At 36.5% G+C, this 20096-nt stretch carries 12 protein-coding genes and 2 rRNA genes; 11 read left to right on the top strand and 3 right to left on the bottom strand.

Features of this window, described 5'->3' with window-relative positions; translation table 11 throughout:
- From Q0039_RS07000 to rpsA, 10 genes are all read left to right on the top strand, one after another.
- Positions 1-202: ribosomal RNA gene (locus Q0039_RS07000) — 23S ribosomal RNA — on the top strand; the annotation flags it as partial.
- Between the two features lie 123 nt (positions 203-325).
- Positions 326-435, top strand: a 5S ribosomal RNA gene (rrf, locus tag Q0039_RS06995).
- Positions 436-737: 302 nt separating this feature from the next.
- Entirely contained in the window at positions 738-2042 is a 1305-nt protein-coding gene (locus tag Q0039_RS06990; RefSeq protein ID WP_297511098.1) for an MFS transporter, read from the top strand.
- Between the two features lie 32 nt (positions 2043-2074).
- Positions 2075-2656, top strand: a complete 582-nt coding sequence (locus tag Q0039_RS06985) for a hypothetical protein (protein WP_297511096.1) — start codon at positions 2075-2077, stop codon at positions 2654-2656.
- A 224-nt stretch (positions 2657-2880) separates the two neighbouring features.
- On the top strand, positions 2881-5334 hold the full coding sequence (gene lon / locus Q0039_RS06980; protein WP_297511094.1) for an endopeptidase La: 2454 nt from the start codon (positions 2881-2883) through the stop codon (positions 5332-5334).
- Positions 5335-5458: 124 nt separating this feature from the next.
- Positions 5459-6487, top strand: coding sequence for a type IX secretion system protein PorQ (gene porQ / locus Q0039_RS06975; RefSeq protein ID WP_297511092.1), 1029 nt, complete (start codon positions 5459-5461; stop codon positions 6485-6487).
- Between the two features lie 12 nt (positions 6488-6499).
- A complete protein-coding gene (cmk, locus tag Q0039_RS06970; RefSeq protein WP_297511090.1) occupies positions 6500-7192 on the top strand; it encodes a (d)CMP kinase in 693 nt (230 codons plus the stop codon).
- A 66-nt stretch (positions 7193-7258) separates the two neighbouring features.
- A complete protein-coding gene (locus Q0039_RS06965; protein ID WP_297511088.1) occupies positions 7259-8500 on the top strand; it encodes a nucleoside permease in 1242 nt (413 codons plus the stop codon).
- 180 nt (positions 8501-8680) lie between these two features.
- Positions 8681-10018, top strand: coding sequence for an FISUMP domain-containing protein (locus Q0039_RS06960; RefSeq protein ID WP_297511087.1), 1338 nt, complete (start codon positions 8681-8683; stop codon positions 10016-10018).
- Positions 10019-10483: 465 nt separating this feature from the next.
- Positions 10484-12247, top strand: coding sequence for a 30S ribosomal protein S1 (rpsA, locus tag Q0039_RS06955; protein ID WP_297511085.1), 1764 nt, complete (start codon positions 10484-10486; stop codon positions 12245-12247).
- Positions 12248-12352: 105 nt separating this feature from the next.
- On the opposite strand, the gene pheT is transcribed toward rpsA, so the two are convergent.
- Positions 12353-14779, bottom strand: a complete 2427-nt coding sequence (pheT, locus tag Q0039_RS06950) for a phenylalanine--tRNA ligase subunit beta (RefSeq protein ID WP_297511083.1) — start codon at positions 14777-14779, stop codon at positions 12353-12355.
- 306 nt (positions 14780-15085) lie between these two features.
- Positions 15086-17191 (bottom strand): ATP-dependent DNA helicase RecG, encoded by a 2106-nt coding sequence (recG, locus tag Q0039_RS06945; RefSeq protein WP_297511081.1) that lies wholly within the window; start codon positions 17189-17191, stop codon positions 15086-15088.
- Between the two features lie 79 nt (positions 17192-17270).
- On the opposite strand from recG, the gene Q0039_RS06940 reads away from it, so the two are divergent.
- Entirely contained in the window at positions 17271-19385 is a 2115-nt protein-coding gene (locus Q0039_RS06940) for a M1 family metallopeptidase (protein WP_297511079.1), read from the top strand.
- An 87-nt stretch (positions 19386-19472) separates the two neighbouring features.
- Here the strand turns inward: Q0039_RS06940 and Q0039_RS06935 are convergent, their stop codons facing one another.
- Positions 19473-19994, bottom strand: coding sequence for a hypothetical protein (locus Q0039_RS06935; protein ID WP_297511077.1), 522 nt, complete (start codon positions 19992-19994; stop codon positions 19473-19475).
- Positions 19995-20096 lie beyond the last annotated feature (102 nt).

The raw sequence follows: 20096 nt of genomic DNA, 5'->3' as shown, positions 1-20096 counted from the left end.
TAGTGTATCTGTTGTCTCGCCAGGGGCACCGCAGAGTAGCTACGTCGGGAAGGGATAAGCGCTGAAAGCATATAAGCGCGAAACCCACCACAAGATGAGATTTCTTTTAAGGGTCGTGGAAGATGACCACGTTGATAGGCTATAGGTGTAAAGGCAGTAATGTCATAGCCGAGTAGTACTAATAACCCGTTAGCTTATGTATCGAAACCGTCCCGAGCAATCGGGATGGTTCAGCTTTGTTTTAGATTATCTTATCGCAGTATGTTACAATATTAGAAGCAACTCCAAGCGAACCTAAAAGGGTATTGGAGAAAGCTTAAAGATTTAAGGTGGTTATTGCGTCGGGGCTCACCTCTTCCCATTCCGAACAGAGAAGTTAAGCCCGATTGCGCAGATGGTACTGCATTACTGTGGGAGAGTATGTCGCCGCCTTCTTTTTAGAAAGTCCTTTACAAGTGTTGTAAAGGACTTTTTTTTGTTTTAAAGGTGCGAGAAAAATTATGAATTATAAATTATAAATTATAAATTATGGAGCACATCATTTGCGTGAGGGGGCGAAGTGGAAAGCCCACAGCGGAGAGAAACACAGCGCGTTACATAGGAAGGTTGTATTATAAATTATTGCTTTAATAGTAATGGAAATTAAAAAAATAAGGCAACATCCATAATGTGAAAATATTCATTTATATTTGAAGTGATCGCAAGCACGATTTTTATCAAATTTAGAAGCTACAATAATGCCACAACTTCCCAAAGGTCACCCTAAACTGCTAAATGCTTGGGCATTTTATGATTGGGCTAATTCGGTTTATAGTTTAGTAATTGCCTCGGCAATATTCCCAATTTATTACGAACAAATCTTTGAATTGGCTGGCCGTAAACATGCAATTTTCTTTGGATACGAAGTGAAAGCGACAGCTATGATATCCTTTGTAACGGCTTTTGCATTTATTTGGGTTGCTATTTGCGCACCTATTTTATCCGGCATTGCCGATTATTTAGGTAATAAAAAATCTTTTTTACGGTTTTTCTGTTACCTGGGTGGGATATCCTGTATTGGATTGTATTGGTTTGATATCCAGAATTTAGCATTAGGTTATACGTTTTACTTTTTTGGATTGATTGGTTTTTGGTCTAGTTTGGTGTTTTATAATTCCTACTTGCCTGATATTGCTTTTCCCGACCAACAAGATCGCGTTAGTGCACGCGGATTTTCTATGGGCTATATTGGAAGTACGATTTTATTACTTGTCAATTTGGCTATGGTAATGTTAGTTCCCGATGCGCGCAAAATAGAAATGATGAAATATTCTTTTATTTTGGTGGGGATTTGGTGGATTGGATTTAGTCATATTACTTATTACTATTTGCCCAAAGGAAACCGTGCCAATGTTCCTTTAACGCGCGACTTTATTTTTAAAGGTTTCCACGAATTGAAAGTTGTTTGGAACCAAATGCAACAGAATTTAGCCTTGAAACGCTATTTGAATAGCTATTTTGTATTCAGTATGGCTGTACAGACCGTAATGTTGGTAGCTACGTATTTTGGTGCAACTGAAGTACAGTGGGAAACAGCCAGTCAAAAAACTACCGGTTTAATTATTAGTATTTTATTAATTCAAATCGTAGCTGTAGTTGGTGCTTATTTTACTTCGCGAGCTTCAGAAAAATACGGTAATATCAAAACATTAATTTTTCTTTGTGGGTTTTGGGCTGTATTGTGTTGTTTTGCCTTTTTTATTACTTTGCCCATTCATTTTTATGCAACAGCCGGATTTGTTGGGTTGGTCATGGGGGGCATACAATCCTTATCGCGTTCCACCTATTCTAAATTACTTCCAGAAACAGATGATACGGCCTCATTTTTCAGTTTTTATGATGTAACAGAAAAGGTAGGGATTGTTATCGGAATGACAATTTATGGCGTAATTGATCAATTGACAGGTTCGATGCGAAACGCTATTGTTTTTTTAGGTATATTTTTTATTACCGGTGTAATTTTATTATTGCGCGTACCAAAAAGTAAGGGATCTAATTTGTAAATTGTTATATTTGAAAAATATTTATAAAAATCATGAAAAAAATTAGCGTTGTTTTACTATCCCTTTTTGCATTTTTAGTTATTTCTTGTGAAAATGAACCTATCGATCCTGCATTGCAAGTTAATAATGGCTCATCTAACAATGTTAATGCGGCTATTTATAAATGGAGATTTAAACTAGATGGGGTATTGTATGAGTGGGAAGGAAATCATATTATAAATCCTAACAGTGGAGGTCAATCAACCTATTCGATTAATTCAATTGCATTACAGAAAACGAATTCAAACAATTTTCCAATTCTAACTGTAAGTATGATTTTTCCATCCACATCGACTGGTAATTTTGTTTTTAATTCTTCAAATTCTTCAACAAATAATGCATTCCAAATAACTTTTATTAATAGTAATTCTAGTATTGACAATTTATATTCTACTACATCTGGTGGTACAATGAATGTTAATATATCTTCGTTATCGAATGTTACATTATACTCAAATCCAACAAATCCAGGCAAGGTTATCGGAACTTTTTCAGGTACTATAAAGTCTGCTTTAGGCGGCTCAAATATAGCTACTATAACTGATGGTTCATTTGAAGCAATTAGAGGACAATAAAAGTAATAATAACTTTATTTATATTATCCCGATGTTTGTTCGGGATTTTTTTTGGCATAAAAGTTGTCTATATTGTTTTATAATATCGATAAAAGACAGACCTTGTTTGTTTTGTGGGGTTAAATAGGTTGTATATCGATTTTAGTTTTTTTTTGGGACTTCAAATCCTAGATTTGTTTGAATATTATTAACTCAATTCGTGTCATTTTGACACTAAACGTATTATGTCGAATCATAAATTGATTTCATTTGACAGTTTGTCACTGCAAGATTTTAATGCTGATGCGGAAATGATTCCGCTCATGACTCCCGAAGATGAAGAAGAGATGGCCAATGAGGATTTGCCGAAAAGTCTTCCTATTTTGCCATTACGAAATACCGTATTGTTTCCCGGAGTGGTAATTCCTATTACTGCCGGACGCGATAAATCCATAAAATTAATCAATGATGCCAATACGGGTGATAAAATCATCGGTGTTGTCGCTCAGAAAAATGAAGATATTGAAGATCCAACCCTAAATGATATCTATCATGTGGGAACTGTTGCCCGAATTTTAAGGGTTCTAAAAATGCCCGATGGAAATATCACCGTCATTCTTCAAGGCAAAAAACGATTTGAAATCGATGCAATGACTTCTGAACGGCCTTATTTCAAAGCCGATATTAAAGAGGTTCCCGAAATTCGCCCTGGCGTTTATGATTCTGAATTCAATGCCATTGTAGATTCTATGCGGGAAATTGCTATCGAAATCATCAAAGAGAGTCCGAATATTCCAACAGAAGCAACATTTGCTATCAAAAATATTGAAAGCCAGTCTTTCTTAATCAATTTTGTTTCGTCCAACATGAATCTTACCGTTTTGGAGAAGCAACATTTATTAGCCATGAGTGTACTCAAAGAACGTGCTTTAGAAACGTTGAAACACATGAATATGGAGTTGCAAAAGTTGGAACTTAAAAATGACATTCAAACAAAAGTTCGAATCGACCTAGACCAACAGCAACGGGAGTATTTCTTGCACCAACAAATGAAAACGATTCAAGAGGAGTTGGGTGGTGTTTCGCATGAGCAAGAGTTTGAAGAGATGCGTCAACGCGCTAAGAATAAAAAATGGGACGAGAAAACAGCTAAAAATTTTGATAAAGAGTTTTCGAAATTCCAACGAATGAATCCGCAGTCACCCGATTTTGGCATTCAACGTAACTATTTGGAATTAATTTTGGACCTGCCTTGGGAACAGTATTCTCAAGATAAATTTGATTTAAAAAACGCACAAAAAATTTTAGATCGCGACCATTTTGGTTTGGATGATGTAAAAAAACGCATTGTTGAACATTTAGCGGTTTTAAAGTTGCGAAACGATATGAAGTCGCCTATATTATGTTTAACTGGACCCCCAGGTGTTGGAAAAACTTCGATTGGCCGCTCTATAGCCGAAGCCTTAGGACGGGAATACGTTCGAATTTCATTGGGAGGTTTGCGCGATGAAGCTGAAATTCGAGGTCATCGTAAAACCTATATTGGTGCGATGCCTGGACGAATTATTCAAAATATCAAAAAGGCAGGAACTTCCAATCCCGTTTTTATTCTCGATGAAATAGATAAATTGTCTATTAGTCACAACGGTGATCCATCATCAGCTTTACTTGAAGTATTGGATCCCGAACAAAATAGTGCATTCTACGATAACTTTTTGGAAATGGGTTATGATCTGTCCAAAGTAATGTTTATCGCTACTTCCAATACGCTGTCAACAATTCAACCTGCTTTGCGCGACCGTATGGAAATTATTCAAATGTCGGGCTATACGATAGAGGAAAAAGTGGAAATTGCACGTCAACATTTAGTTCCAAAGCAAATAAAAGAGCATGGTTTAACCACAAAAGATGTTGCTATCGGCAAAAAGCAATTAGAGAAAATCGTTGAGGGCTATACCCGTGAATCTGGAGTGCGAGGGTTAGAGCAAAAAATTGCGCAAGTGATTCGCAATGCTGCTAAATCGATTGCTTTGGAGGAAGGTTACAATAAAAAAGTAACCGATGAAGATGTGGTTGCCGTATTAGGAGCGCCAAAATTGGAACGCGATAAAGCAGAAGGAAATGATGTCGCTGGTGTTGTGACGGGATTAGCTTGGACTTCTGTTGGAGGCGATATATTGTTCTTGGAGTCGTCTATTTCTAAAGGGAAAGGGAATTTAACCCTAACAGGTAATTTAGGAAATGTAATGAAAGAGTCGGCTACAATTGCATTAGAATATATAAAGGCGAATGCTGAACGCTTTGGCTTAGATCAAGATGTTATTGCTAAATATAATATTCATTTGCATGTACCTGAAGGAGCTACTCCAAAAGATGGCCCAAGCGCCGGTATAGCCATGTTGACTTCTATTGTTTCGTTATTGACCCAGCGTAAAGTTAAAAAAGGACTAGCAATGACTGGTGAAATTACGCTTCGAGGAAAAGTATTGCCTGTAGGCGGAATTAAAGAAAAAATCTTAGCCGCTAAACGCGCAAACATAAAAGAAATAATTTTATGTCATGAAAATGAAAGCGACATCAATGAAATCAAATCCGATTATTTAAAAGGGCTGACTTTTCACTATGTAAAAGAAATGGAAGAAGTTATCGCTCTTGCCTTAACGGAACAAAAAGTTAAAAATGCAAAAGTGATCCATTGATTTAAATAGAATTTTCAGTAAAGCGCAGTGGGTAATACTGCGCTTTATTATTTTTAGTCTTTAGCAAACCGACAAAAAATAATATCTTAGCAATTCCGTTAGTAGTGGATATTATTTTAAAATTATGAAGAAAAATCAATACTTATTTATAGTACTGTTCATCACTTTCTGGAGTTGGGGACAAGTAGGAGGTAAGTCGGTTTTTCAATTTTTAAATTTAGTTACTTCTCCTCGGCAGGCCGCATTGGGTGGTAAGGTAATTACTTTATATGATGCTGATGTAAATCAAGCCTTATTTAATCCGGCAACCATTAATGCCGAAATGGACAATCACTTAGCAGTCAATTACGGGAGTTTATTCGGTGAAGTTACCTATGGCTCTGCTGCTTATGCCTATACCTATGACCGTCATGTACACACGTTTCATGCGGGTGTTAACTATGTAAATTACGGAAGTTTTCAAGGGTATGATGAATTTGGACAACCTACAACTTCGTTTACGGGAAGTGAAATGGCCTTATCACTAGGGTATTCGTATAATATTCCATTTACTTCTTTTTATTTGGGAGGAAATGCAAAATTGATCTCCTCAACCTTAGAATCGTATAGCTCATTTGGTGCTGCAGCTGATATAGGAATGTTGTATGTCGATTCCGATAATGATATCAATTGGGCGCTTTCTGTACGAAATATCGGAACACAAATTACAACCTATTCGGGTTTACGCGAAAAGTTGCCGCTCGAAGTGTTAGTTGGAGTTTCACAGGAATTGGATAATGTGCCTATCCGTTGGCATCTCACCTTAGAAAATTTGCAACAATGGAATGTAGCTTTTTCCAATCCTAACCGTTCGGTTGGAAATTTAGATGGAGGTACAAAAGAGGATAACCCTGGTTTTTTTAACAATGTATTGCGCCACATGATTTTTGGTATTGAATTATTCCCAAAGAAAAGTATTAATTTACGATTAGGTTATAATTTCAGAAGAGGCGAAGAACTGCGGATTGTAGATCAACGCAACTTTTCAGGAATCTGTGCTGGATTTGGTTTGAAAATGGGCCGATTAAAGTTTGATTATTCCTATTCGCGGTATACCTTGGCAGCCAATACGAGTTTGTTCGGACTTACCATCAATTTACAAGATGATTATTAAAAAAAAATACCATTGAAAAAAATTACCATTGCAATTGACGGATTTTCTTCTACAGGAAAAAGTACATTGGCCAAGCAGTTGGCGCAACAATTAGGTTACGTTTACGTAGATACAGGCGCCATGTATCGAGCAGTCACATGGTATGCAATGCAACATCATTTTGTTTCGACTAGTCATTTGGATGCTGAAGGTTTAATTTCCAATTTAGATCAGATCACTTTGCATTTTGTGTTCAATCCAGCATTGGGTTTTGGCGAAATGTTTTTAAATGGTCAAAATGTAGAAAAGGAAATTCGAACCTTAGAAGTTTCTTCATTGGTCAGTAAAGTTGCTGAAATTTCTGCCGTTCGCTCAAAACTCGTCGAACAACAACAAGCGATGGGAAAAGAAAAAGGGATTGTAATGGATGGACGCGATATTGGTACAGTTGTTTTTCCTGAGGCTGAATTGAAAATTTACATGAATGCGAGTGCCGAAACTCGAGCGCAACGGCGGTTTGACGAAATTCAAGCTAAAGGAGTGATAGTGTCCTATGATGAAGTTTTAAAAAACGTAAACGAGCGCGATTATATCGATACTCATCGTTCTGATTCTCCACTTGTTAAAGCAGCAGACGCGATTGAAATTGATAATTCGCATTTGACAAGAGAAGAGCAATTGCAAGTGGTATTGGAGTTGGTTAACGAATACGTGAAATCGTTGTAATCCTTTGTTTATCTCAATTATTCTTGTAGATTTACGGACTATATTCACTTAAACGAATTACAATTTATGAGCATAAAAGTTCGATTAACCTTAATGAGTTTTCTCCAATTTTTCGTTTGGGGAGCATGGCTAATTACTATTGGAACCTATTGCTTGAATGCAAAAGGTTGGGGATTTCCTGAATTTGGAGCCATTTTTTCAACGCTAGCACTTTCATCGTTATTTATGCCTGCTATTACAGGTATAATTGCTGATAAATGGATGAATGCTGAAAAACTCTATGGGTTATTACATATATTATATGGGATTATTTTATTGATAGTTCCTCAGATTGACAGCCCAGACATGTTCTTTTATGTCATTTTCGCTGCTATGATTTGTTATATGCCAACCATTTCATTATCAAATTCAATTGGTTATACTGTTTTAAAGAATAATAATTTTGATGTAGTAAAAATTTTTCCTCCCATTCGGGTATTTGGAACAATTGGCTTTGTTATTGCAATGTGGATTACCAATTTCACACATAGTAATGTAAATGCAAATCAGTTTTATATTGCAGCAGTTGCGGCCTTTATTCTTGGGGTTTACTCTTTTTCATTGCCTAAATGTCCTCCACAACGCTCTATTGATGAAAATGCAACTATTTTTCAAAAATTAGGTTTGGATGCTTTCAAATTGTTTGTTGATTATAAAATGGCTTTATTCTTTTTATTTTCAATGTTTTTAGGAGCAGCTTTACAGTTGACTAATATGTATGGAGATGCTTTTTTGAATAGTTTTTCTGAAAATCCTATTTACAAGAATTCTTTTGCAACGCAAAATTCTACATTCATCATGTCACTTTCTCAGATTTCAGAGATATTATTTATACTTACAATTCCTTTTTTCTTAAAACGCTTTGGGATAAAACAAGTAATGCTAATCTCAATGTTTGCCTGGGTATTACGTTTTGGTTTTCTTGCTTTCGGAATGCCAGATGGTTTTGGCTTAATACTTATTTTATTATCTAATATTGTTTACGGAATGGCTTTTGATTTTTTTAATATCTCAGGCTCTTTATTCGTGGAAACAACAACGGATACAAAAATTCGCTCTTCTGCTCAAGGATTGTTTATGATGATGAGTAATGGGCTTGGTGCTTATTTAGGTAGTAAAGCTTCAGGCTATTTCATAGGGAAATATTTTGTAAAAGAAGGTGTTAGCGATTGGCATAACATCTGGTTGGCTTTTGCAGTGTATTCACTCGTGATTGCTATATTATTTGCTATTTTCTTTAAGCATAAACATGAAACGATTATTGAATAATATTTAACAATATCTGATTTTTTTCCGTATCATCGACATCATATTTGATTTTAACGTATTAATAGAGAGGCTGATTTGTTGAATTGAAAGACTTAAAGTGATAAATTTGATTTAAAAGTAAACCAATTTTAATTTTGTAAATATTTACAAACTTGAACTTTTTATTTGATAAACAAACACATGAAAAATAGAATTTTATATTTTAATATATTGATTTTTGTAGTTATGTTTTTTGGTTGCTCCACAAGTACCGATAGCAACGAAAACACTGTAACTAACATTATACCATTATCTCCAACTGGTTTAATGGGAAACGTTGCTTCTTCTTCACAAATAAACTTGTCGTGGTCTGATAACTCAAGCAATGAAATAGGTTTTAAAATAGAGAGAAGAACAGCTTCTACAAATTATGCTGTTGTTGGTACCGTAAATCAAGATATATTAATTTTTTCTGATTCAGGACTCACACCCAATACAACATATATTTACCGAGTTTGTGCATACAATGCAGTAGGAAATTCGCTCACATATACAAATGATGTAACGCTTACTACAACTGCTACAGTGACATTACCAACACTAACGACTTCGGCAGCTTCAGCCATTACACAAACTGCTGCTGTAACTAGCGGAACTATATCAAATGATGGTGGTGCTGCTATTACTGAAAGAGGAGTTTGTTGGAGTACCAGTTTTAATCCTACGATTTCCTTATCAACAAGGACAACAGAAGGAACAGGAATTGGTACTTTTACAAGTAATATAACAGGGCTAATAGCTAATACGACTTATTATGTAAGAGCTTACGCCACCAACAGTTTAGGAACAGCATATGGTAACCAAATTACCTTTACTACGTTGCAAAATTCTTCGGCAATCAATATTCCTGGTCCTAATGTGATCGATATTGATGGTAACATCTACCAATCAGTTACCAATTGTGGGCTTACTTTTACCAAACAAAATTTAAATGTATCTAAGTATAGTGATGGCACACCAATTCCTCAAGTAACCGATCCAACAGAATGGGCAAACCTCACAACTGGAGCTTGGTGCTATTACAACAATACAACAGCCAATGGTACAACTTATGGTAAACTGTATAATTGGTATGCTGTAGCGGGCATTTACGATGGTGCCTCAGCAGTTAATCCTTCGCTAAGAAAAAAACTGGCACCTACAGGTTGGCATATACCGACAAATGCTGAGTGGTCGCAACTAACTGATTGTTTGGGAGGTGCACCGTTTGCAGGAGGTAAAATGAAAGCAACAGGCATATCACTTTGGCTATCTCCCAACACGGCAGCAACCAACGAATCAGGTTTTACAGGTTATCCTGGTGGACATCGCTACTTTTATGGACCATTCGACAGTATTGGCTACCAAGGTGAATGGTGGAGTTCAACTGAGGAGTCCGGAGGTGCTTGGCAACGCTGGTTGTATTACGGCTCTAGTCTCGCAGTCAGTGGCCTCACCGATATGAAGGAAGGTTATTCAGTTCGTTGTCTTAGGGATTAGACCCTTTTTTGCTTCAAGTGAATTAAATAAAGAGGCAAATCAAAATTATAAGTAGTCAAAAACACTAAAAATACCATCCTCAATCAAAAAGATTAATATACCTTGGGCAGCAGTAAACTACAAATTTCTAAATCCTGAGAGAATATATTTTAAAAGATTCAATTATGTAGATTTTTGATACATCTTATCTCAAATCTATGCAAAAGTATTCGTGTGGAAGCATTAAAGTAAACTATGCTCATTAATCGATTTGTAAAACCTGTTCTTTGGAATGGGTTTTTTTATGGCTAATTACTTAATTTTCTGCGTAAAATGTTTTGAGGTTGAGAATAAATACGTACTTTTGCACACCTTTTGGCGAAGAAGAGTTTCCATTGGGTACTGAACTATTTACGTAAAACACTGTTGTGTATTTTACTCGCTCAAGAAACTCGAAAAGCACAACATACAAATAGAATAATCAGCATGGCTGAATTAAACAAAGATCAAGTAGCGTTTTTAAATGAATTTAACTGGCATAACTATGCCGAAGGAATCGACGCAGTAGACGAAAAAAACTTAAGAGAATTTGAAGACTTAGTTGCTAAGACGTTCATCTCAACCGACAACGAAGAAGTTGTTGAAGGTGTAGTTGTTCGCATTACTGACCGTGACGCTATTGTGGATATCAATGCAAAATCGGAAGGTGTTATCTCTTTAAACGAATTCCGTTACAATCCTAACTTGAAAGTTGGGGACAAAGTAGAAGTATTAATCGATGTACGTGAAGACAAAACAGGACAATTGGTGCTTTCTCACCGTAAAGCGAGAACGATTAAATCATGGGATCGCGTAATTGCAGCACACGATACTGGAGAAATCGTAAACGGTTTTGTGAAGTGTAGAACTAAAGGAGGTATGATTGTTGACGTTTTCGGAATCGAAGCGTTCTTGCCAGGTTCACAAATTGATGTGAAACCAATCCGCGATTACGATGTATATGTGAACAAAATGATGGAATTCAAGGTGGTTAAAATTAACCATGAGTTCAAAAATGTTGTGGTTTCACACAAAGCTTTGATCGAAGCAGATATCGAAGTTCAGAAAAAAGAAATCATCGGTCAATTAGAAAAAGGTCAAGTATTAGAAGGTGTGGTTAAAAACATCACTTCTTACGGTGTATTCATTGATTTAGGAGGTGTTGACGGATTAATTCACATCACTGACTTGTCATGGTCACGTATTAATCACCCAAGTGAAGTATTGGAATTAGATCAAAAATTGAACGTAGTAATCTTAGATTTCGATGATGAGAAAACACGTATCCAATTAGGCTTAAAACAATTACATGCACATCCATGGGATGCTCTAGGATCTGAATTGGCTGTAGGCGATAAAGTAAAAGGTAAAGTAGTAGTTATTGCTGACTACGGTGCGTTTATTGAAGTAGCTGAAGGTGTTGAAGGATTAATTCACGTATCTGAGATGTCTTGGTCTACACACTTGCGTTCGGCTCAAGATTTTGTAAAAGTAGGTGATGAAGTAGAGGCAGTTATCTTAACATTAGACCGCGATGAGCGTAAAATGTCATTAGGTATTAAACAATTATCTCAAGATCCTTGGACAGATATCACTTCAAAATATCCTGTAGGTTCGAAACACACAGGTATCGTTCGTAATTTCACTAATTTCGGTATTTTTGTTGAATTAGAAGAAGGTATTGATGGTTTGGTTTACATCTCTGATTTGTCTTGGACGAAAAAAATCAAGCACCCATCTGAATTTGTAAATGTAGGTGATAAATTAGATGTAGTTGTTTTAGAATTAGACGTTGACGGAAGAAAACTTTCGTTAGGTCATAAACAAACTACTGAAAATCCATGGGATAAACATGAGGCTGCTTATGCAGTGGGTACGGTTCATAACGGTACTATCGCTGAAATTGTAGACAAAGGTGCTACAGTAGATTTCGGAGATGATGTTGTTGCCTTTATTCCTGCACGTCACTTAGAAAAAGAAGATGGTAAAAAATTGAAAAAAGGCGATGCGGCTGAATTTAAAGTGATTGAATTTAATAAAGAATTCAAACGCGTTGTTGCTTCACACACCGCTATCTTTAGAGAAGAAGAAGACAAAAATGTTAAAGCTGCCGTTGAGTCAACTTCAACTAATGCTCCCGCTTCAACTTTAGGAGATAACAATGATATTTTAGCAGAATTGAAAGCTAAAATGGAAAAAGGTGAAAAGTAATCGTTAATTCGATTCTATCCATACAAAAAATCCCGAGCTCGCTCGGGATTTTTTATTTTTATACACGTGTTATTGGATTAATCGCTCTAATTTACTATTTCTAAATTAACGCAATTCAGCCCCTAATTCTGTTTCAAATTGGGCCACCAATTTATGCATGATTTTCTCAATTTGCGTTTCAGTTAAAGTTTTCAAACTATCCTGTAATACAAAACTAACCGCATACGATTTTTTCCCATCAGGAAGATTTTTCCCCTCGTATACATCAAACAATTGGATTTGTTTTAATAAATTCTTTTCGGTTTGTCGGGCGGTATTGTATATTGCTTCAAATGGTACCGATTGATTAACTAATAGCGCTAAATCACGGCGAACTTCTGGGTATTTTGGAATCTCTTGAAACTTAATTTTATTTGCAATTAATTTAATAATCAAATCCCAGTTGAAATCGGCATAAAAAACATCTTGTTTGATGTCAAAGTGCTTCAAAATGTGTTTTTTAACCGTTCCTAATTCAACTAAAACATCATTACCTAAACTCAGCGCAATTCCTTCAGAAAACACATCATTTTGTATAGGTTTATGCTGTGTTTTTACATAGCCCAACCGATCCAATATTGCTTGTATATATCCCTTGAATAAAAAGAAATCGGAGGCTTTTGGTTGCCCATTGGTCCACGACTCGGTTTGTCTATTTCCAGTAGCGAAAACCGTTAAGTGTTTTTTCTCACTATAGCCTGATAACAATTTATGGTAGGTCTTTCCAAACTCAAATAATTTTAAATCACTATTCCTACGATTACAATTGTAGGATACGGCTTCTAGACCCGAAAAAAGCATCGATTGACGCATTGTTGCTAAATCATTACTTAACGGATTCAGCATGCGAACATTGTATTCCTCTTTTAATTGAGGTGATAGTTTAACGTAATCTCCTGTAGTTAGCGAATTGGCCATCATCTCGTTAAATCCTAGAGCATTTAGCTGAGTGGCTACAATATTTTGAAGTTTGTAATCTTCGGTACGCGGTGAATTGGCAACCGTTGCATTTATTTTTTTGGTAAAATTCAAATTGTTATAGCCGTAAACTCTTAAAATGTCCTCGATGACATCAATTTCACGTTGAACATCCACACGATAAGCTGGAATAGTTAATCCTAAACCCGCATCCGTGATACTGTTCACTTTAATATCTAGAGAAGCCAAGATTTTCTTAATGGTTTCTTTAGGGATTTCTTGTCCAATCAGTTTAAATGCTTTGTCAAAATTTAAAAAAACAGAAAAATCTTCTACTGTCTTTGGATACAAATCAATTACATCCGAAGTTATTTCACCGCCAGCTACTTCAACAATTAACATACTCGCACGTTTTAATGCGTATTCTGTAATGTTAGGATCGATACCGCGCTCAAAACGAAACGATGCATCGGTACTTAAACTATGGCGTTTTGCTGTTTTACGAATTGTAACCGGATTAAAATAGGCGCTTTCAAGAAAGATGCTCGTTGTAGTTTCAGTAACACCCGATGATTTTCCACCAAATACGCCAGCCATACACAAAGGTCCTGTTTCATCACAGATCATTAAATCATCTTCATGCAAGGTACGCTCTACATCATCCAAAGTTGTAAATTTCGTACCTGAGGCCACCGTTTGAATGATAAGCTTACCGTTGATTTTTGCCGCATCAAAAGCATGTAATGGCTGTCCTAAATCATGTAAAATATAATTGGTTACATCAACAATATTGTTTTTAGGAGTGAGTCCGATTGCTTTTAATCGATTTTGGAGCCATTCGGGAGAGGGTTTTACTTTAATTCCAGAAATTGTTACCCCGCAATATCGCGGTGCTAATTTGCTGTCGACTACGTCTACTGGGATTTTTAAAGTGCGTTTATCTACTTTAAAAGCAGAAACAGAGGGCGTAATCAATTCACAGTTTTTATTGCGCTGAATGAGACCAGCACGTAAATCTCGAGCAACCCCCATGTGTGACATCGCGTCAGCCCGGTTAGGCGTTAAGCCAATTTCAAAGACTTCATCATTTTCAATTTTCAACACGGTTGCTAAGGGTGTGCCCGGTTTTATTTTTGAATCCAAAATCATAATCCCATTATGATTGGATCCTAAACCTAATTCATCCTCTGCACAAATCATCCCATTGCTTTCTTGTCCGCGAATTTTTCCTTTTTTGATTTCAAATTCTTTACCCTCGTGATCAAATAATTTAGTTCCTATAGTGGCTACAGGAACCTTTTGGCCGGCAGCTACATTGGGTGCGCCGCAGACAATTTGTACCGGAGGATTTCCATCGCCTAAATCAACAGTGGTTACTTTTAATCGATCAGCATCGGGATGTTTTTCACAAGAAATTACTTCACCCACTACAACACCTACTAATCCACCATTAACCGATTGGTATTTTTCGACAACTTCTACTTCGAGTCCTAAGTCGGTTAACAAGGCCGCTGTTTCTTCAGATGGCAGATCGATTTTTAAAAATTGCTTAAGCCAATTATAGGAAATTCGCATGATCGTTTCTATTTATTTTAATGCGGGTAAAGATAAGGATAACGGGCGGTATACTAAAAAATATTTTATTGGTATTCTGAATTCGAATTAGTCTAATTTTAAAACCAGTCTATTTAATAAAAAGGTCTTTATCTATTGAACACCCTACAAAAAAAGTTATGGAAGTGTTTTAGTTATGTCAAATTTGATAGGATGAAATAAAACGAATGTTTTTGTTGAGCTACAGTTTAGTGTAACGATTTTTTCAAAATCAAAAGTAAAGTTTGGATAGGGTGTTGAAATACACGAATATAGATTTGCGATTGCTTAACTAATATAATTCCATATATTTTTCTTGCGACTAAGTTCAAAAAACACCTTTTTTAAAGTTTGGTGTTGTGGAAGATCCATTGCAGGATCGTTTTTCAATAATCGTAAAGCATAATTACGCGCGAGTTGAAGGATATCTTTATCCTTTACTAGGTCTGCAATTTGTAAGTTTAGAATTCCGCTTTGCTGCGTACCCAAAATATCGCCTGGCCCCCGTAATTTTAAGTCGACTTCTGCTATCTCAAACCCGTCATTTGTAGCACACATAGTTTCGATTCGGGTAATACTTTCGGCACTCAATTTATGTCCCGTCATTAAAATACAATAACTTTGTTCGGCACCTCGACCTACACGACCGCGTAATTGGTGCAACTGCGATAAGCCAAATCGTTCTGCACTTTCAATTACCATCACCGAAGCGTTGGGTACATTAACACCGACTTCAATAACGGTAGTTGCTACCATTATATTGGTTTTTCCTTCAGTAAAGCGCTTCATTTCAGCTTCTTTTTCAGCCGGCTTCATTTGTCCGTGTACAATTGAAATTGAGTAGTGTGGCAAAGGAAAATCGCGTGAAATACTTTCATAGCCATCCATTAAATCTTTGTAATCCATTTTTTCGCTTTCTTGAATCAGCGGATAAACAATATAAATTTGGCGTCCTTTGGCAATTTCGTCTTTTAAAAATTTCCATACCCTTAATCGGTTATTGTCTGTGCGGTGAACGGTTTGAATCGCTTTTCGTCCCGCGGGTAATTCGTCAATAACCGATAAATCTAAATCACCATACAAACTCATCGCTAAGGTGCGTGGAATAGGGGTCGCGGTCATTACTAATATATGGGGAGGGAGGTTGTTTTTTTTCCACAATTTACTTCGTTGTTCAACCCCAAATTTGTGTTGTTCATCAATAACAGCTAATCCCAGGTTTTTAAATTTTACTTTATCTTCCAATAAAGCGTGTGTTCCTATTAATAGATCGATTGATCCGTTTTCCAATTGTTCATGAAGTATAGCCCGTTGTGCTGCTTTGGTTGAGCCCGTAAGTAATTGGATGTTGAGATTTAATCGTTCTGCCAATTCGGTAATCCCGTTGTAATGTTGTAGGGCTAGTATTTCAGTTGGTGCCATTAAGCAACTTTGATAGCCGTTGTCTTTGGCCAACAAAATAGTCATCAAAGCGACAATGGTTTTTCCCGATCCCACGTCGCCCTGCAATAAACGGTTCATTTGCGCATTGCTTCCTAAATCATTTCGAATTTCTTTGATTACACGCTTTTGTGCATTCGTAAGTGGAAAGGGGAGGTGTTGGGTGTAAAAAGTATTGAAGATTTCACCTACTTGGGCAAAAGGCATTCCTTTTATTTTATGTTTGCGCACCAAATTTTTAGTGATCAGTTGGAGTTGGATGAAAAATAATTCTTCAAACTTTAAGCGAAATTGTGCACGTTGCAATAATTCCTGGCTTTTCGGAAAATGGATGTTAAACAATGCGTCATTTTTTGGCAGCAGTTTGAGTTCTTCTAATAAATAATTGGGAAGTGTTTCACCAAAATTAGCTCCCGTTTCTATAAATAACTGCTGCATAATTTTGGAAAGTACCCGATTGGAAATTCCTTTATTGGTCAATTTTTCTGTGCTTGGATAAATCGGTTGCATAGCCGAACGTAAATTGGTTTTATGTTCTTCCAACACTTCCAATTCCGGATGTGCCATACTGAATTGACTTCCATATTGATTGATACGGCCAAATGCGACATAAGGAGTGTTAAGTTTTAAACTTTCACGGATCCATTTATGACCTTGAAACCAGACCAATTCCATTTCGCCGGTTTCGTCAATAAAAGTGGCAACTAACCGACTTTTGGTTTTACCCATTGGAACGGTTTTGATATGCGTAATTTTTCCTAAAACTTGAACTTCGGCATTACTATTTACCAGCGCATTGATTTTATAATACCGCGTTCGATCAATATGACGGTTAGGGAATAAATGGAGTAAATCGCCGTATTGGTTTATATTCAATTCACTCCGTAATAGTCCACCGCGCTGAGGACCGACGCCTTTTAGGTATTCTATAGGAGTTTCGAGAAGATTAACCATGGATTAAAAATGAAAGGCTAAGATACTTTAAAAACCCGAATTTTGAAATCTTCCGTTATCTTTGTGAAAAGCTTTTGGTATGCGGTTTCAATTTCTTTTTATTGGTTTTTTTACGATTTTGATTTCATGGGCGCAAACAAAACCCAATGTAGATTTTTTATCACTTAAGGCGATTGTATTTCCACAATTTGAAAAAAAGGAAATCTCAGGAAATTGTCGTTTCGATTTTCGCGTACATCAAAACATAGATACTTTTCGAATTGATGCAAAAAATATGCAATTTAGTCGCGTAATGCTCAATGGTAAAGCGGTTGAATACAAAAATAATGGCAAAGAGTTGCTGCTATATACGGGATACCGAAAAGGTAAAAATAGATTGGAACTGAATTATCAGGCGCAACCTAAGCTAGCCTTGTATTTCATAGGAACTCCTCCCAATAACCAAATGTGGACGCAAGGGCAAGGACGGTATACCAGTCATTGGCTTCCGAGTTTTGATGATGTTAATGAAAAGTTGACCTTTTCTATAAGTGTAACTACAGTTGAAGAGGCTATTTATACCGCTCCCCGAAAAACAGCGGTTAGTAATGGGGTGTTACTTAAAAAAAATACACATCATGCAATTCAAGAGGGGAAAATTTATAACACATGGGACTATCAAATGCAAAAACCTATGGCGTCCTATTTGGTAATGTTGGCAATTGGTGAATTTATTTTTAAAACCCATACAAGTGCATCGGGTATTCCAGTAGAACTTTATATTCAGCCCAAGGATCTCCATAAGTTTACACCAACGTACCTCCATTCGCAACACATTTTTGATTTTATGGAAAAGGAAATCGGAGTCAAATATCCTTGGAAAATTTACCGTCAACTCCCTGTTCGTGATTTTTTATATGCGGGAATGGAAAATACTACCGCTACACTTTTTGATCAAGATTTTGTAGTAGATTCGATTGCGTTTAACGACCGGAATTATGTGAATGTTAACGCGCATGAGTTGGCTCACCATTGGTTTGGTGATTTGGTTACGGCCCAATCGGGTAAACACCATTGGTTGCAAGAAGGATTTGCCACTTATTATGCCTTACTGGCTGAAAAAGAAGTTTTTGGAGACGATTACTTCTATTATCAGTTGTATACTTATGCCAACCGAATCAAGACGGCTGCAAAGTCAGACACAATTCCGATACTCCATGAAAAGGCAAGCGCATTATCGTTTTATCAGAAGGGTGCTTGGGCATTGCATTATCTTCGCGATCAAATAGGTAAGAAAGCGTTTGATAAAGCGGTTAAATCCTACCTCAAGCATTATGCTTATAAAAATGTAGTGACAGAAGATTTTCTAAACTATGTAGCAAAATACAGTAGTTTTGATTTAATAGCATTTCGAGAAACCTGGTTGGAGCGGTATAACTATCCCGAAACTGCAATTAATGAATGTTTAGCGAAGAGTTTGTTTATACAGGAATTAATTCAATTGCAAAAAATACGTTCCCAACCCCTGAGTGCTAAACTTACACGATTTAACCAAATTCTTCAATCGGATTCCTTTTGGCCTTTAAAATCGGAAGTCATATACCAGCTCAAAGGCCAGCCCTTTGAGCAAACTGAACCTTTGTTGCGTTTAGCGTTACAGCAAAAAGCGATTAAAGTGCAGTTGACCTTAAGCGAGATTGTTACCAAAGTTCCTCTTTCCCTTAAAACCGCTTACGAACAATTGCTTACCGTACCGTCTTATGAGGTTCGCTCCAATGCGTTTTTAAATTTATTAAATTCGTTTCCCGACGACAAAGAGCGGTATTTTGAGATAGCAAAAGATTGGCAAGGCGCAAATGATAGGGAGTTGCGGATTTTGTTTTTGAGTTCCTATTTAAATCTTATGCCCGAGTCGGATTTACGAGGCGTAGGTTACAAAAAAGAATTGATTGATTATACCGGACCCGATTTTGAAAGTGTCACACGTATCCCGGCGTTTCAGAATGCATTGAATGTTTTTCCAGAAGACCCCCAATTGCTTAAAAACTTGGTTAATGCGACAGATCATCCCAAATGGCAAATGGTAAAATACGGTCGAGATATGATTCGAAAATTAATTAGAAAAGAGCATTACCGTACCATTTTTACCGCCTTAATACCTGAACTTAACCAAAAGGAGCAAATCGAACTGCAACGTTTATTGGACGAGAAGTAGTGATTGGTTACTTTATTCAACAATACTCACTTCAAAGCAACTTGTAGTTGGTTGTCTAGTTACGATATTTACACGGTCAAAAGCCTCTTAAAAAAAATCCGATAATTCGCTTTTCAAAAATTCCAAAGCCAACTGTGTAGCCGATTCGCTTTCAAACAACGAACTAAGCACTTTCATTCGGTATTGGTCTGCATCGGTTAATTCAGTGTCAGCAGCTACATTTCGAAGATTTTGTATAATCGCATTTTTAGCATTACTAATCATCATCCAACACGCATCACTCAGGTAGATTTGCTGGGTTATATTGTGCTCGAATTCTTGCTCGATATTCTGAATTAATAGATTCATATAATCGGTTTTATCCGAACTTAATGGGGCAACGCGAATCATCAATTTTACGGGATTGATTCGTTCTAAAAATAAGGCCATTCGCTCGTAAGCCTGAAGTCGAATGGGAAGTGCTTGTTTTTGATTTTCGCGCAAGAGTTGAAATTTCCGGCGATTGGTATCTAAATTCACAAATTTTTGAATCATTATATAGGCTACACCACCCGTAACTACTGCGGGTAAAGTGTACATCGCCAATTCAAACCATTTGTCTGTATCCATAGCTGTTTTTTGTTTATTTAAAGATAACAAAGAAAAGAAATTCTTAACCAATCCCAAAAAATAGTTGATATTTACATCCGTCTGCATTTGTATAACTTGACG

The organism is Flavobacterium sp., assembly GCF_027484945.1.
In the GTDB taxonomy this organism is placed as follows: domain Bacteria; phylum Bacteroidota; class Bacteroidia; order Flavobacteriales; family Flavobacteriaceae; genus Flavobacterium.
Note: the sequence above shows the minus strand (reverse complement) of the source record. Positions and strands in the feature narration are given on the sequence as shown.